The following is a 15679-nucleotide window of genomic DNA, read 5'->3' as shown; positions in this document are numbered from 1 at the left end:
ATGACTCAGACCAAAGAAAACTCTGACATTCGCAGCAATAATAACAGCCAGAATCAGGCGCAAGGCGAGGCAGCTATGACGGCAGACAAGTTGAGAATTGTGGCGTGTATTGACGGTTCCCGGGCCGCCCCTGCAGTGTGCGACTTTGCCGCCTGGGCCAGCCGCCACATGGACACGCCGCTGATGCTGCTGCATGTTCTGGATGAAGAACGGTATCCGGCCGAGCCGGATCTGGCTGGCAGCATCGGCCTTGGCAGCCGCGAGCATTTGCTGGATGAGCTGGCGGAGCTGGACCGTAAGCGCTCCAAGCTTGCCCTGGAGCATGGCCACCACATGCTGGACGAAGCAGAGGCCAGGGTAAAAACTGCGGGTATTGGCGAGACGGTCAAGCGCCAGCGCCATGACAACCTGGCCGAGGCCCTGACCGCGCTGGAAAAAGAAACCCGGCTATTTGTGATGGGGTTGCACGGTGAAAGCAGTTCCGATCGCGATGTGCACATCGGTAGCCAGCTTGAGACCGTGATCCGTAGTGTGCATCGTCCAATTCTACTGGTGCCAGATGAATACAGCGAGCCGAAAAGTGCCATGGTGGCCTTTGATGGTTCCGCGACCGCCTTCAAGGGCATTGAGATGATTGCGGCCAGCCCGGTGTTACAGGGCATGCCTTTGCACCTGGTGATGGTTGGAGCCGACACGGCCGATCGTTGGGAGCAACTGAAAAAAGCGGAAAAAATGCTGGAAGGCCTCGGTGTTGAGATCACGCTGGCTATCCGCGCTGGCGATGTGGAGCCCACGCTGCACGCCTATCAGGAAGAGCACGGCATCGACATTCTGGTGATGGGCGCTTACGGCCACTCGCGAATCCGCCAGTTTCTGGTGGGCAGTACAACAACCACCATGCTGAAAACCGCGCACAAGCCGCTGGTTATTCTCAGATAAGGAGCAACCATTGCTCACAGGCAGCCGAGAGGGGAAGCCGATGATCAGAAGGTTATTGACCCTGATATCCCTGGTTGTCCTTGCTGGCTGTGCAGGAGGGATCAAGCCGATGGAACACGGGCCGGCAATACCGGTTGTTTCGGAGCCAGACGCTTTTCTGCAGGCACAGAGCGAAGAGCGGGTCGGCGCCGGGTTGCCGGCGGTAAAACTGCTGAACACCGGCCAGGATGCCTTTCTGGCCCGGGCCGCACTGATCGAGACTGCCAGCCAGCGCATCGACGCCCAGTATTACATCTGGAACGACGATGACAGCGGCCGCTACCTGGCCAGCCGCTTGGTTGCGGCCGCGGATCGCGGAGTGGTGATTCGCCTGCTGTTGGACGATATAAACGTCGCTGGCAAGGAATCCCTGTTCGCCCTGCTGGATGTCCATGCCAATATCCGCGTGCGTATTTTCAACCCATCCCGGTCCCGGGATGGCTTTGGCCGCTGGCTCTCGTTTATCACTGACTTTGATCGCATCAACCGGCGCATGCACAACAAAACCTTTGTGGTGGACGGTCTTGTGGGTATTGCCGGGGGCAGGAACATCGGGGATGAGTACTTCGATCAGCATCCGACACTGAACTTCCGGGATCGCGATGTTCTGGTGCTGGGGCCGTTGGCGGGGGACATGACCGCCAATTTCGAGGCCTACTGGGACAGTCCCTGGACCTTGCCGCTGGCAGAGCTTTATCCCAAGCCTGAACAGGCACAACCGAAGCTCAGCGCCCTGATTGAATCTGTCGCCTCGCGGCATTACCAGATCGAGCCACCAGGAAACCCGCAAACGGCAAGGGGCTATCTGGAAACCCTGTTTGCCAACACCGTGTCCGCACCCGCCGAACTGGTGTTCGATCCGCCTCCCGAAGACCCGGATGCACCGGCAGAGGCTCCCCAGAGAACCGCACAAGCCCTGTATGAACTGGTAGAGGACGCTCGCTCCGAGATTTTGATTGAATCGGCGTATCTGATCCTCACCGACAACCAGCTGAAAGCGGTTGACGGAATTGGCAACGGTCGCCTGGAGGTCGCTGCACTGACCAACTCCCTGGCGACGAATGATCTGGTGACCAATCATTCGGGTTATGCCCGCTGGCGCCGGGCGATGCTGGAACAGGGTATTGAGCTGCACGAATTGCGACCGGATGCCCCTGCCTGCCAACGTTGGGTGGCCGCCAGCGCGGCCTGTGACGGCGGTGAGGTAAGCCTTCATTCCAAAGCGGTGGTGTTTGATCGGGAAACCCTGTTTATCGGTTCCTTTAACGTGAATCTGCGTTCCATTTATCTCAATGGTGAGACGGTGCTGGTGATCAAAAGCCCAGAGCTCGCCGGTGCCGTGGCGGACGATATCCGTTACGCCATGGAGCCCCGGAACAGCTGGCGGGTTGAGCTGAATGGCCAGGATGAACTGGTCTGGCGGTCAGAGGGGCAGGAGGTGCAGCACGAGCCGGAGGTGGGTTTCTGGCGCCGGGCCATGTCGCGGATGCTGTCGTGGTTGCCTATCGAGAAATACCTGTAGCGGGGCTCAGGCCTCGTTGCCGGCAGCGACTCCAGACGCCCAGGCCCACTGGAAATTGTGACCACCCAGGTGCCCGGTCACGTCCACCACTTCGCCAATAAAAAACAGATTCGGCCGGTCCAGAACCGCCATGGTTTTGGACGAGAGCTGGCGCGTATCGACTCCGCCCAAGGTCACTTCTGCGGTTCGATAACCCTCGGTGCCGGCCGGTTTCACCGTCCAGTTGCCCAGAGTGTCGGCAATCTGTTCGATGTCCTGATTGCTGCAGCCCTGCAGTGGGCCATGCCAGCCCTGAAGTTCATTAAATGCCTGGGCAAAACGTTTGGGCAGATGCTGGTTGAGATACTGCGCCGGAGTGGATTGCGGCTTTTGCTTGCGAAGTGCCAGCAGGTCCTCCCGAATTGGCTGGCCCGGTAACAGGTTGATGTGCACCTCATCCCCCGGCCGCCAGTAGCTGGACACCTGCAACATGGCCGGGCCACTCAGCCCCCGGTGCGTCACCAGCATGGGCTCACGGAAGTGCTCGTTATGGCAGTGGGCATCGACCGGACAACTGACCCCCGAGAGTGGCGCCAGTTGCTGTTTCAGCTCCGGTTGCAGGGTAAAGGGCACAAGCCCGGCCCGGGTCGGCAGGACGTTCAACCCGAATGTTCTGGCGAGCTCATAACCGAATCCGGTCGCGCCCATGGTGGGAATGGACAGGCCGCCGCAGGCAACCACCAGAGATTCGCAGCTCAGCACGCCGCTGCCGGTCACAACCTGATAGCCACCGTTCACCTCCCGTACCTTCTGAATCTGGGTCTTCAGCCGGATCTCCGCGCCCGCCCATTCACATTCGGTCAGCAGAACATTGAGGACGTCTTTGGCGCTGTCCCGGCAGAACAACTGACCGGGCGCTTTCTCCTCGTACTCGACGTCGTGGCGATCTACGAGTTCGAGGAAATCCTGGGGTGTGTACCGCTTCAACGCCGAGATACAGTAATGGGGATTATCCGAGAGGAAATTGGCGGGTGTGCTGTTCAGATTGGTGAAATTACAGCGCCCGCCGCCGGACATCAGGATCTTCTTGCCCGGTTTGTTGGCATGGTCCAGTACCAGCACACGCCGGCCCCGGTAGCCAGCGGTTGCCGCACACATCAGCCCTGCTGCGCCGGCGCCGATGATGATTACGTCATACGCTGAGGATGAACCTGCCATGATACTACCCGCCGTTGGTGAAGAACGCCGGGCAGTATACCAGCCTCACGGCAGGTGAACGGAGCCTTCCATGTAGAAGGCTGCCTGGCCAGAAATGGCCACCCGCTCGCCCCGGAGCTCGCAGCGCAGTTCGCCGCCGCGGGCAGAAACCTGGCGAGCCCTGAGTTCGGTTTTACCAAGCTTCTCAGCCCAGTAGGGCACCAACACACTGTGGATGGAGCCGGTCACAGGGTCTTCGTCGATACCGGCGCCGGGAGCAAAATAGCGGCTGACAAAATCACAGTCCGTTCCCGGGGCGGTCACAATCAGGCCCTGGTTGCCCAGCTCGGCCAGCTTGCCGTTATCCGGGTTTGCGTTCCGTACCTCGTCTTCGGAACCCAGTACCACCATGTAATTGGTGTCGTTAGGCACGAAGAAAGACTCGGCCGGCGCCCCGGGCAAAGCCTCCAGAATCAGCGCCGGCGTTGGCCTGTGCTCGAAGGGCAGGTTCGGGAAATCCAGCTCCAGCCAGCCTTCTGCCCGGCGGGTAACGGCCAATGGGCCACTTCTGGAGTGAAAATGCACGGTGTCGGCCGACCAGCTCAGCCGGTTGAACACCACCCACGCCGAGGCCAGTGTGGCATGGCCGCACAGCGGTACTTCCACCGCAGGGGTGAACCAGCGGATGTGGAAATCCGCCGGGTCAGACTCTGGCAACGGCACCAGAAACGCGGTTTCCGACAGGTTGTTCTCCAGTGCGATTGCCTGCATCCGCTCGTCTGGCAGCCATTGGTCCAGCGGCATAACGGCTGCCGGATTACCGCCGAACAGGGTGTTGGTAAAGGCATCGACCTGATAAATCGGTGTGGTGTTCATAGGTTCTCCCTGTTGGAGTTGGTCAGATAATGTCTGGCTCGCGAACGGGCGAAGCGCTGTAATTCCTGCTCACTGTAGCAGTGGACTTCCGGCAGCGGGCGGTTGCCGGTGAGAATCCAGTGGTTGTGGCCGGCCGGGATTACCCGGATGCCATCCCGGGCCAGGCCTTGTATGGTTTTGAGGTGATGACCGTTGCCTGTCGTAGCGCCTGCTCCGGCAAGGTTGAACAGGTCTTTCTGACTGGCTCTGGATCTATCCGGTTGTTGTTTAAAGCGCTCGTCGGTTTTCTGTACCTGTGCCATGGTGAAACTCCTTCTTCAGTGGATGGCTCTATTGTTCGCTTATCCGTGTTGCCATAACAGATTCAGTTAACCAGGCATTGAATCGGTACAGATGATCTATAATCTGAACTGTGCTGGCCGAAAAGTAGCCAATCTGTACTGCCTGAATTGGCGCCGGATCTGCTGCAATAGACCTCGATTGGCCACTGCAAACAGGGAGAAGACCATGGGTGTGCTTTATAACCAGGTAGCAGATCAGCTGCAGGGGCTGATCCGTGATGGCGTTTACCGGGAGGGTGAGCGTTTGCCCGGGGTTCGGGTGCTCAGCCGTCAGTTTGGTGTCAGCATTTCCACGGTGCTTCAGGCCCACCAGACGCTGGAAGCCCGTGGCTATCTGCAGGCCAGGGAGCGTAGTGGCTATTTCGTAAGGTTGCCTGCCAGGGACGTGCCGGAACCCAGAATGTCGGAACAACGTAGCCAACCGCTGCCGGTGTCTGCCCGGGAAATGACACTGGATCTGTGCGCGGACGAGCAAAAGCGCATGGTGCCGTTGGCAACCGCCATACCACACCCGGATTACCTGCCGCTGCGGCAGATCCAGCAGAGCACCCTGTGGGCTGCCCGGCGGGGCCTGGAAACCCTGGACTACGCCTTCCCCGGCAAGGAATCCTTTCGCCGGCAGATTGCCCAGCGCATGGCGAGCCTCGGCGTGCCGATCTCGCCAGACGATGTACTAGCCACCAACGGTGCCCAGGAGGCCATCATCCTGGCCCTGCGAGCGGTCACCCAGCCCGGCGACATTGTGGCCGTGGAATCGCCTTCCTTTCCGGGAATCCTGCAGGCGCTGGAAGTGGTGGGGCTCCGGGTGATTGAGATTCCGACCCATCCCTCCGATGGTATCAGCCTGGAGGGGCTTCAGCTGGCCCTGGAGCAGTGGCCTCTGAAAGCCTGCGTGGTGGTGCCGAATCACAGTAATCCTATGGGTGCCAGGATGACGGACGAGCGCAAGCAACAACTGGTGGCCATGCTGGCGGCCGCCAATGTGCCGTTGATTGAAGACGATATCTATGGCGATCTGTACCACACGGGTGAGCGCCCGCGGCCGGCCAAGGCTTTTGATCGTGCAGACAACGTGATCTACTGCAGTTCCTTCTCCAAAACCATTTCACCGGGCCTGAGACTGGGCTGGATGATCCCCGGTCGACACATGGCCAGTGCCCGCCAGCACAAATATTTTGTCAACCTGGCAACCTCGTCCATTCCACAGCTGGCGGTGGCGCATTTTCTGGAGCAGGGCGGTTACGATCGTTATTTGCGCGCTGCCCGCCAACATTACCGTGAGGCGACCGAACGACTGCGTTCGTCCGTGGCCCGGTCGTTCCCGGAGGGCACGGCGGTCAGCCGGCCACAGGGAGGGTTTGTGCTCTGGGTGCAGCTGCCGGACGGTGTGTCCGGTACTGAAGTGTATCGGCGCGCCCGGGCCGAAAACATCAACGTGGCACCGGGGCTGATGTTCTCAACCACCAACAAGTTCGAGAACTGCCTGCGACTGAACGGTGGCAATCCCTGGACAGACCGGCTGGAGACCGCGGTGATACGACTTGGCTCCCTGGCCCACGAAGTCCAGCGTCATTCTGGCTGAGCGGGCTGCCTGAGTTCGAGGGGGTTCAACAGACCCGCGGCAATGGCCAGGCCGGTCACGTCTGGCAGACGCTCTGCACCAAGGCGCTTCATCACCCGGGCCCGGTACAGGTCGATGGTCTTGACGCTGACATCCAGCTGCTCGGCAATTTCCTTGCTGGTGTAACCCTGGGCCAGGGGCAGGAATACATCCTTTTCCCGGCGGGTCATGCTGGCAATCAATGCTTCGGTACTGGCAGCAGGCGTTGCGTTTGGTACAGGATCGTCGGCGTCCTGAAGGGCTTGTTGCACACTGTCCAGCAACAATTGTTCGTTGAATGGTTTTTCGATGAAGTCAAAAGCCCCGGACTTGAAGGCCCTTACCACAATGGGCACGTCGGCGTGGCCGGAAACAAAGATGATCGGCACGTCCAGGCCTCGTTTCTGCAACTCTTCCTGTACGTTCAATCCCCCCAGCCCCGGCATACGGATATCGAGAACCACGCAGCCAGGGCGCTGGTCTTCCACCGCATCCAGAAACTGGCGGCCATCGCTGTAGGCTTTCACCTGCAGCCCCACTGATTCCAGTAGCCACTGGGTGGATTCAAGCATGCCGGCGTCGTCGTCGACCACGTAGACCGTGTTGTGCGTGTCTGGCATCAGGGTTTTTCTCCTGGCGGATGTGCGAAATCTGCGGTGCGATTTGGGGCGAGTCGGTGCTGGTTAGGCGGGAATCGACAGATCAATGACAGCCCGCCGGTTTCGGCGGGTATGGCGTCGAGAAAGCCGCCAAAACCTTCGATAATCGAACGGCTCATGGAAAGCCCGAGCCCCAGGCCTTTGGGTTTGCTGGTGAAAAACGGCTGAAACATCTGGCGTATGCCTTCGTCATCCAGGCCCGTGCCCTCGTCGGTGACCTGGATCAGGGTTTCGCGCTGATCGTTGATGCAGGTGGTCACCACGATATGGGACAGCCGGCCGGTTTCGCCACGGGCTTCGACATTGGCTTCTATGCCGTTACGGACCAGATTGATCAATACCTGCTCCAGCAGAACCGGGTCTGCGGTAATCACGGGAGAATCGGCGGCCAGATACTCCTGTAACCGGACCCCGTTTTTTTCAGCTTCCCACTGGCACAGTTTCACCACGTCGCTGATAACGGCATTGAGCGAGACTGGAGCCATGCGCTTCTGGCCCTTGCGCAGGAAAGCTCGCAGCCGTTTGATGACCTCTGAGGCCCGGTTGGCATGATGCACGATCTTCTGCAGACCGTCGTCCACTTTCAGCAGACGGTCCGGATGTTTGTCCGCTTCCTTGAGAAAACGCTGGCTGGCGCTGGCGAAATTGACGATGGAGGCCAGCGGCTGGTTCATTTCATGAGCAATGCTCGAGGCGAGCTCGCCCAGGGTGGCCAGGCGGGCGGTATGGGCCAGCTCGTCTGCCAGTCGGCGGTTCTGCTCTTCCGATTCTACCCGGGCCGTAATATCACGGGAGACACTGATCACTTCGACTACGGCACCGGTGTATGTCTCGCGGATGGCCCGGCTGGCAATTTCGAACCAGCGGCGGCTGCCGTCCCGGTGATGGAGTTCCAGAGTGAGGGTGGCGTAGCCGTCTTCCCGCAGGCGGTGGCGGGTTTGTGCCAGCTCTTCGGCCAGATTCTCCCCCTGGAAAACGTCTTCCAGGGCTTTGCCGCGCAGCTCTTCGGGCCAGTATCCCAGCAGCCGCCAGGAGGCGGGCGTGGCGTCGATAAAACGGCCATCCGGGGCATGCCGGGAGATCAGGTCGGTGGTGTTTTCAGTGATCAGGCGGTAAAGCCGGTTGGAGCGGACCGCCTGCTCCTGATCCCGAATGTCGTTGGTGGCATCACGCCCGCGCACCAGAACCTGCGTGCCCTCTGGCAGGGGAATAAAGCTCCACAGAACGATTCGATCACTGAACCGTGACTCCACATCCTCAATGGCCCGGCCCTGGCCGATGGCCGCCTGCACCAGCGCCTGAGTGTTTACCGGTAACAAAGCATCTGGTGTAGGTGCTTTACTGATAGTGAGCAACTCACGGGTGGCACGGTTGTAGTCGGATACCGTTGCGTCGGCTGCCAGAATCAGCGTGGGTTGCGGGTCGCTGTCCAGTAGGAGATTGATTTGTCGAGAATTGTTGGGATCTGTCATGTTTTATAGAAGTATTCCCATAATACCATGGTAGAGTTTCTAGTAGTTTTGCTGTGGTCTACCATTTTCGGCAATGCTGAGTATAGCTGCTTTAGCGATTCTTCTGAATACGCCATAAGAACAACATCCGAGTTAGAGGACCACGCCAATGACGTCGATTTTTGACCAGGGCCTAGAGCCCAGGGACGCGAACTACGCTGTTCAATCCCCCATAGATTTTATCGAGCGCACGGCCAGTGTGTATCCGGATTACCCGGCCATCATCCACGGTGCTATCCGCCGCACCTGGGCTGAAACCTACGACCGCTGTCTGCGCCTGGCATCTGCCCTGAAAGGCCGTGGAATCGGCCGGGGCGACACCGTTGCCGTGATGCTGCCGAACATTCCGGCCATGGTGGAGTGCCATTTCGGCATCCCTATGATCGGTGCCGTGCTTAATACCCTGAACGTTCGCCTGGATGCCGAAGCCATCGCCTTCATGCTGGAGCATGGCGAAGCCAAGGTGGTGATTGCTGACCGGGAGTTCGGTCAGGTGATCAAGGACGCGGTGCGCCATCTGGAGCACAAGCCGCTGGTGATTGACGTGGATGACCCGGAATATGGTGAGGGCGTTCAGGTCAGCGATCTGGATTACGAGGCCTTCCTGCAGGAAGGGGACCCGCAGTTTCAGTGGAGTTTCCCGGATAATGAGTGGGATGCCATTTCCCTGAACTACACCTCCGGCACCACCGGTAATCCCAAAGGCGTGGTGTACCATCACCGCGGTGCCTACATCAACGCGCTGGGCAACCAGACGGTGTGGTCCATGGACATGCACCCGGTGTACCTGTGGACGCTGCCGATGTTTCACTGCAATGGCTGGTGTTTCCCCTGGACCATTACCGCCATGGCCGGTACCCACGTGTGCCTGCGCCGGGTAGACCCGGAGAAGATTTTGCAGCTGATTCGTGACCATCAGGTTACCCACATGTGTGGTGCCCCGATCGTCCTCAATGCCTTGCTGAATGCCTCACCGGAAGCCAAGGCGGGCATCGACCACGAAGTGAAGTCCATGACTGCCGGCGCTGCGCCCCCTGCCCAGGTGATTGGCTCCATCGAAGAAATGGGCATCAAGGTTACGCACGTGTATGGCCTGACCGAAGTCTATGGACCGGTCACTGTGTGTGCCTGGAAATCCGAGTGGGACGAGCTGCCTCTGCATGATCGCGCCAAGATCAAAGCCCGCCAGGGTGTGCGTTACCACACGCTGGGCGGCACCATGGTGGCTGATCCCAACACCATGCAGCCAGTCCCCAAGGACGGCAAAACCATCGGTGAGATCTTCCTGCGTGGTAACACCGTGATGAAGGGGTACCTTAAAAACCCGACCGCCACGGAAGAGGCGTTCCGTGGTGGCTGGTTCCACACTGGCGACCTGGCGGTGTGGCACGAAGACGGCTACATGGAAATCAAGGATCGCCTGAAGGACATCATCATCTCCGGTGGCGAGAACATCTCCACCATCGAGGTGGAAGATACCCTCTATCGTCATCCGGCCGTACTGGAAGCGGCGGTGGTTGCCCGGCCTGATGAGAAGTGGGGCGAAACCCCCTGTGCCTTCATCACCCTGAAGCCGGAAGCCGGGGATGTGTCTGAAGACGACATCATCAACTTCTGCCGCGAGCACCTGGCCCGCTTCAAGGTGCCCAAGACCGTGGTCTTCACGGAGCTGCCGAAAACCTCAACCGGCAAGATCCAGAAGTTCGTACTGAGGGACCAGGCCAAAGACCTGAACTGAATCCTTTAACGGCTGCGCCTGCCGGCGCAGTCATACCTCTCCACAAAAACAACACTGGCTGGCGCCTGAAACACGGTGTCTGGAGGTTTCTTTATGCAAATGTTCCACAGAAAAAATGGTGAAGAGCAGCCGTACTGGCCTGCTGGTCCCTTCAAGGTTCGTCTTCCGTTTGTGCATTACCGCTGGGAATTCGCGGAGATGGTGCAGGCGTTGATCATGTTTGTGGTCAGTCTGGCCATGATTCCGCTGCTGGAAAAATATCTCGGTGTTCCCTATGACGTGGCCCTGGCCTACGTAGTGATCTGCGGTATTGGTTTTATGCTGCCAGCCTTGCTGGGTGTGCCTCTGGTGCCCGGCTGGATTACCCCGGGTATTCCGGTGGTGCTGCTGTTCCTTTCCGATTATGAACCCGGCCCTGAGGCCATCCAGGCGCTGTTTGCATTGCAGTTCCTGGTGTTCCTGATCTTCCTGATTCTGGGTGTGACCCGGCTGGGCAGTAAACTGGTTAACTGGATTCCGCGCTCCATGAAGGGCGGTATCATTATCGGTGCCGGTATTGCGGCATTGATGGGTGAAATCGAGGCCGGCGGCCGCCTGGCCAACACGCCGATCTCCCTGATCGTGGGTGGTCTGGTGTGTCTGTATCTGATGTTCTCGATCTCGTTCAAAGGCTTTGTCGACAAGAACGTGCTGGCCCGCAAGATTGCCAACTACGGCATGGTGCCGGGCATGGTGGTGGCCATTCTGGTGGGCTTTGCCACCGGCGAATACGATGTCCCGAACGTGGAGTGGGGGATCACCAAGCCAGCGTTCGACCAGCTATGGAACTACCTGCCGTTTAGCGTTGGTTTTCCGGATCTGAATGTATTCCTGTATGCGATTCCGACCGCAGTCATTGCCTACGTCATTGCCTTCGGTGACATCGTGGTGGGTCAGTCCCTGATGAACCGTGTCGACCACCTGCGCAAAGACGAAGACATCGACAACAGCGTGGACCGTGTACACCTGGTGACCGCTATCCGTAATGGCGGCCACGCATTCTTCGCGCCTTACCCTGGCCTGGCTGGCCCGATCTGGACGGCGGTGACCGCCACCATGGCCGAGCGCTACAAGTATGGCCGTAATGCCATGGATTCCATCTACAGCGGTGGCGGCACCTTCTGGATTACAGGCTTCATCGCACTGTTTGTGCTGCCGCTCGTGAGCTTCTTCCAGCCGGTGCTGCCGATTGCCCTGTCGCTGACATTGCTGCTGACTGGCTACATCTGTCTGATGGTGGGCCTGGAGCAACTGGAAAACAACACCGAACGTGGTATTGCTGGCACCATGGGCGTAGTACTCGCGGTTTACGGCGCGGGCTGGGGCCTGGCCACTGGTGCGGTGTTGTACTTCCTGATCGAGCGCACTCATATTCTCGGCTTTACCCCCGACCCGGAAGCACCGGGCGCGGAGCCGGTCAACGAGCACTGAACCTGATGCCGCCGTGTTCGGCGGCGGCATCTACCCACTGTGTGTCCTTGGGAGGCCTGAGCGCCTCCCTTTTTTGTTTCTGTCAGGGTTTCTGACAAGTTGTCATATTGTGACAAAGCGTCTTTTTTTCTTGAGGTATGCCTTTCGGTTTGCAGTTACGTGGGGGTAAACTGATCCCGTTGATTAAAAATTATCCGCAGTCAAACTCCCGATAACAACAAACAGACCACAGGAGGCTGCCATGACGATCAGCTCCACCCCCGATGGTGTCACGGTCAAACCCCGGCACCTGCGGTTCGATGTTCGTACCGAACTGAGAACGCTCTGGCATGGCAACGATGCCTTTCGAACGGCCTTTTTCAATGCCTTGTCCCTGCAGTTTCCGGATGGCGAGCAACAGTTTATCAACGCAGTCCGGCTCTACCGGGATCAGATTACCGATCCCAAGTTGAAGGAGGAGATCAAGGGCTTTATCGGCCAGGAGGCTCTGCATAGCCGCGAGCACAAGGAATACAACGAGGCTCTGAAAGCCCGGGGCTACGATATTGATGCCCTGGACGAACGGTTCCGCAAACACATGGAGTGGGTCGGGCGCCTGCCGCCGAGTCGGCAACTGGCCGGGACTTGTGGTGCTGAGCACTACACGGCCGTTCTGGCCAACGCAATTCTCAGTCACCCGGAGTGGATGGAAGGGGCGACTCCAACCATGAAGAGGCTGTGGCGCTGGCATGCCATTGAGGAAACCGAACACAAGTCGGTGGCTTTCGACGTATACCGTGCCTGTATTGGCAACGACAAGCTTCGCCGGATCGTGTTCCTGTTCGTAACCTGGAATTTCTTCCGCTACACCTTCCTTAATACCTGCAGCCTTCTGAAAACCGACGGCAAGCTCTGGAGCCTGAGAACCTGGTTGGGCGGGCTGAATTTCCTGTGGGGCAAGCCGGGGGTTCTGCGCAAGTGCCTGCCGGATTTTCTGGCCTATTTCCGGCGGGATTTTCATCCGTGGCAGCAGGACAATCGCGGTTTGCTGGAAGCCAATCTGAGGGAACTGGAAGCCTGATCCGGTTCCCGGGTTGCTGAAATTTTCATCAGCCTGTGTAACACTGGGGCGCTGCAAAATAATCATAAGAAAGGGCGTACCCGCCAGAGGACGCGCCCGAACCCGGAGACATTCAGCATGCGAGTTGGTCTGATCGTTGATAGCGCCTGTGATCTACCCTATGAATTCGCCCGCAAACACGACCTGTTTGTGCTGCCCGTCACGGCCATAATTGATGGCCAGACCTACATCGATAACCACGATCCTGTCCGTACCCAGGAGTTCTATCAGAGCGGCCTGCTCGATAAGGGGCACCAGGCGGAAACGGAGGCGTTCAGCGCCGAGCAGATTCATGATCTTTTCATGGAAAAAATTGTCACCGAATTTGATGTCGCCATCTGCGAAACTGTTACCCGCAGCCGGAGCCTGATTTACCAGAACGCATCTGAAGCCATGAACTCTGTGATGGCGCATTATGAAGAGGCGCGCAAGGCTGCAGGCCGGGATGGCAAATTTTCCATGCGGGTGATCGACAGCAAACAGATATTTGCCGGCCAGGGGCTGCTGGCGGCTCACACGCTGAAGCTGATTGGGCAGAAAGTATCGAAGAATGCGCTTCGCCATGAAGTGGAAACCTTCACCGACAAAATCTACACCTGTGTCATTCCCCGGGATCTGCATTACATCCGTGAACGCGCCCGGCGCCGAGGTGACAAAAGCGTGTCTGCGGTGGCGGCTTTCCTGGGTAAGGCGCTGAACATCATCCCGGTGATTTTCGGGCAGGGTGTGGAAGGCAAACCGGTTGCCAAGACCCGTAACTTCGACATGGCTGTGGAGAAGGTGATGAATTACGCGGTCGCCCGGGTGGAAGCGGGTTTGCTGACGCCGTATGTCAGCCTTTCCTGTGGCCTGAGCTGGACCGAGATCGAGGATCTGCCGGGCCTGAATCGCCTTCGGGACGCGTGTGAGCAGAACGGCGTTGAGCTGTTGTTGTCCCAGATGGGTATTACCAGTGCCATTTATGTGGGGCCGGGCAGTATCTGCCTGGCTTTGGCCGCCGAGCCTCACGAGTTCAGTGATTTTCAGTAAATCGAACGGGCCGGTCGCCAGACTGGCCCTGTATCACGCCTGATGGTGTAGTTCGGGCAAACCCGCCATACGCCGGAACGTGTTAGCCTCTTTGCCAGACAAGAAAACCTGGCAAAGGAAAACAGGCTTATGACCGAGACCACCTCAACCCTGGCGGACCAATTACTTGAAGCCCACGTTCGGCACGAGCTGAATGCCCTGAAAGGCGCCAAACTGAAAAAGTTCCTGCATCAGGAAGTGGACGAACTGCTGGAGTATGCCAATAGCGTGACCCTGGAGCGTGTGGTTAGTGCCGAGCAGATTATGGGCCTGATCCGGCGGGTGGTGGTGAGCATGGAGCTGGACGCCGGCATTCCGGAGCTGGCAGCGGACCTGGCAACCGAAGTGTTGAAGGCCCCGGTTCAGAGCCAGACCAGGCTGGGCGATATTCTGTCCCGGGAGCAGGCCAGTGCGTTTGTTGAGGAAGCCCTGGAGTTGCGCCACCAGCGGGAACGGGTGATCAGTGAGATTATGGCGCACCCGGTTTATCAGGAGCTGGTGTCGAATGTGGTCTATCACGGCCTGGTGAACTACCTCTACGAGGATAATCTGATTACCCGCTCAGTACCCGGGGTGGGCTCGATGATGAAATTCGGCAAGAAAATGGCTAACAAGGCCGTGCCGGGACTGGATGAGACCTTTGAACGCCGCATCAAGGCCTGGCTTTCGGACAGCCTGCCGAGCCTGATTGCCCGAAGTGAGCAGTTCCTGCACAAGGCTTTGAGTGATGACGAACTGCGTGACACAGTCATGGCGGCCTGGGTGTCTCTCGAAGACCGAACCATCGAGGATCTGCAGGACGGACTGGGTGATGTTCAGCTGCAGGAATTTGTGGTGCTGGGCTATGACTTCTGGCTGCATTTCCGCCAGACACCGTATTTTGAGGGCTGTGTTCAGGCAGTAGTGGAGGGATTGTATGCCCGTTATGGTAACCAACCAGTGATGAACCTGCTCGCGGATATCGGCGTCACGCGGCAAGTGATTGTCACGGAACTTGAAGCGGTGGGCTTGCCGCTGGTGGATCTGCTCCGGCAGGAGGGCTACCTGGAGGCGTTGTTGCGGCGCAGGCTGGAACCGTTCTATCGTTCGGCGGCGACGAAAAAGCTGCTGGCGGCCGCTGGCTGAAACGCATCAGGGCCAAACACAAAAAAGGCCGGAGGTGATGCCTCCGGCCTTTTTGTTTGCGCGCGGCCTGGTCTCAGCGCTCCAGGTACTTGAGTTTGTCGGGCTTACCGTCCCACTCTTCGGCATCTGGCAGTGGGTCTTTCTTTTCAGTGATGTTGGGCCACTTGCCGGCCAGCTCTGCGTTGATTTCAACAAAGGCTTCCTGGCCTGCCGGTAGCTCGTCTTCCGAGAAGATGGCCTCGGCCGGGCACTCTGGCTCGCACAGGGCGCAGTCAATGCACTCGTCCGGGTCGATCACCAGAAAGTTGGGGCCTTCGTAGAAGCAGTCCACGGGGCAGACTTCCACGCAGTCGGTGTATTTACACTTGATGCAGTTATCAGTAACGATAAACGCCATAGTCAGATCCCTGGTTCGTAGAAGATTCAGTCTCATCAGGAGCCTGTCAGTTACCCGGCCCCGTTTATAATTTGGAGCGATATTGTAGGGAGCCCCCCACACTGCCGCAAGCGTTGGCC

The 15679-nt window shown here is 58.6% G+C and carries 14 protein-coding genes; 8 read left to right on the top strand and 6 right to left on the bottom strand.

The genetic code is table 11. The features are described 5' to 3' along the window. Together ACAM27_RS14550 and ACAM27_RS14545 are read left to right on the top strand one after the other, a co-directional pair. Window positions 1–939 carry a universal stress protein gene (locus ACAM27_RS14550; RefSeq protein WP_369612185.1) on the top strand — a complete coding sequence of 313 codons (939 nt, stop codon included), beginning with the start codon at window positions 1–3 and terminating at the stop codon, window positions 937–939. A gap of 109 nt (window positions 940–1048) precedes the next feature. Beyond that, a complete protein-coding gene (locus ACAM27_RS14545) occupies window positions 1049–2500 on the top strand; it encodes a phospholipase D family protein (RefSeq protein ID WP_369612184.1) in 1452 nt (483 codons plus the stop codon). Between the two features lie 6 nt (window positions 2501–2506). Here ACAM27_RS14545 and ACAM27_RS14540 read toward each other — a convergent pair whose 3' ends face one another. From ACAM27_RS14540 to ACAM27_RS14530, 3 genes are read right to left on the bottom strand one after another with little or no spacing between them, the layout of a single operon-like run. Beyond that, complete coding sequence (locus ACAM27_RS14540; protein ID WP_369612183.1) at window positions 2507–3697, bottom strand: NAD(P)/FAD-dependent oxidoreductase; 1191 nt, start codon at window positions 3695–3697, stop codon at window positions 2507–2509. 45 nt (window positions 3698–3742) lie between these two features. Beyond that, a complete protein-coding gene (locus ACAM27_RS14535; RefSeq protein ID WP_369612182.1) occupies window positions 3743–4552 on the bottom strand; it encodes a PhzF family phenazine biosynthesis protein in 810 nt (269 codons plus the stop codon). Then, complete coding sequence (locus tag ACAM27_RS14530) at window positions 4549–4854, bottom strand: hypothetical protein (RefSeq protein ID WP_226611025.1); 306 nt, start codon at window positions 4852–4854, stop codon at window positions 4549–4551. Before ACAM27_RS14530 ends, ACAM27_RS14535 begins: the two co-directional genes overlap by 4 nt. A 205-nt stretch (window positions 4855–5059) precedes the next feature. Here ACAM27_RS14530 and ACAM27_RS14525 point away from each other — a divergent pair, with 205 nt between their 5' ends. Continuing rightward, window positions 5060–6475, top strand: coding sequence for a PLP-dependent aminotransferase family protein (locus ACAM27_RS14525; protein WP_023009334.1), 1416 nt, complete (start codon window positions 5060–5062; stop codon window positions 6473–6475). Here ACAM27_RS14525 and ACAM27_RS14520 read toward each other — a convergent pair. Together ACAM27_RS14520 and ACAM27_RS14515 are read right to left on the bottom strand one after the other, a co-directional pair. After that, on the bottom strand, window positions 6463–7113 hold the full coding sequence (locus ACAM27_RS14520; protein ID WP_369612181.1) for a response regulator transcription factor: 651 nt from the start codon (window positions 7111–7113) through the stop codon (window positions 6463–6465). The genes ACAM27_RS14525 and ACAM27_RS14520 overlap by 13 nt on opposite strands. Then, the gene (locus tag ACAM27_RS14515; RefSeq protein ID WP_222534524.1) at window positions 7113–8624 is read right to left on the bottom strand and encodes a PAS domain S-box protein; all 1512 of its coding nucleotides are present in this window, start codon (window positions 8622–8624) and stop codon (window positions 7113–7115) included. Before ACAM27_RS14515 ends, ACAM27_RS14520 begins: the two co-directional genes overlap by 1 nt. Window positions 8625–8772: 148 nt before the next feature. Here ACAM27_RS14515 and ACAM27_RS14510 point away from each other — a divergent pair, with 148 nt between their 5' ends. The 5 genes from ACAM27_RS14510 to ACAM27_RS14490 all read left to right on the top strand — a co-directional run bounded on the left by ACAM27_RS14510 (window position 8773) and on the right by ACAM27_RS14490 (window position 15163). Beyond that, window positions 8773–10401 carry an acyl-CoA synthetase gene (locus ACAM27_RS14510; RefSeq protein WP_014420961.1) on the top strand — a complete coding sequence of 543 codons (1629 nt, stop codon included), beginning with the start codon at window positions 8773–8775 and terminating at the stop codon, window positions 10399–10401. 93 nt (window positions 10402–10494) lie between these two features. Then, entirely contained in the window at window positions 10495–11871 is a 1377-nt protein-coding gene (locus ACAM27_RS14505) for a solute carrier family 23 protein (RefSeq protein ID WP_369612180.1), read from the top strand. A 241-nt stretch (window positions 11872–12112) separates the two neighbouring features. Continuing rightward, window positions 12113–12931, top strand: a complete 819-nt coding sequence (locus ACAM27_RS14500) for a metal-dependent hydrolase (RefSeq protein WP_011785563.1) — start codon at window positions 12113–12115, stop codon at window positions 12929–12931. Between the two features lie 117 nt (window positions 12932–13048). Further along, entirely contained in the window at window positions 13049–13999 is a 951-nt protein-coding gene (locus ACAM27_RS14495; RefSeq protein ID WP_011785562.1) for a DegV family protein, read from the top strand. A gap of 129 nt (window positions 14000–14128) precedes the next feature. Next, a complete protein-coding gene (locus ACAM27_RS14490) occupies window positions 14129–15163 on the top strand; it encodes a hypothetical protein (protein WP_369612179.1) in 1035 nt (344 codons plus the stop codon). A gap of 73 nt (window positions 15164–15236) precedes the next feature. Here the strand turns inward: ACAM27_RS14490 and fdxA are convergent, their stop codons facing one another. After that, a complete protein-coding gene (gene fdxA, locus ACAM27_RS14485) occupies window positions 15237–15560 on the bottom strand; it encodes a ferredoxin FdxA (RefSeq protein WP_011785560.1) in 324 nt (107 codons plus the stop codon). Window positions 15561–15679 lie beyond the last annotated feature (119 nt).

Origin of the sequence: Marinobacter sp. RI1, assembly GCF_041155085.1 — a bacterium.
GTDB classification, from domain to species: domain Bacteria; phylum Pseudomonadota; class Gammaproteobacteria; order Pseudomonadales; family Oleiphilaceae; genus Marinobacter; species Marinobacter nauticus.
Note: the sequence above shows the minus strand (reverse complement) of the source record. Positions and strands in the feature narration are given on the sequence as shown.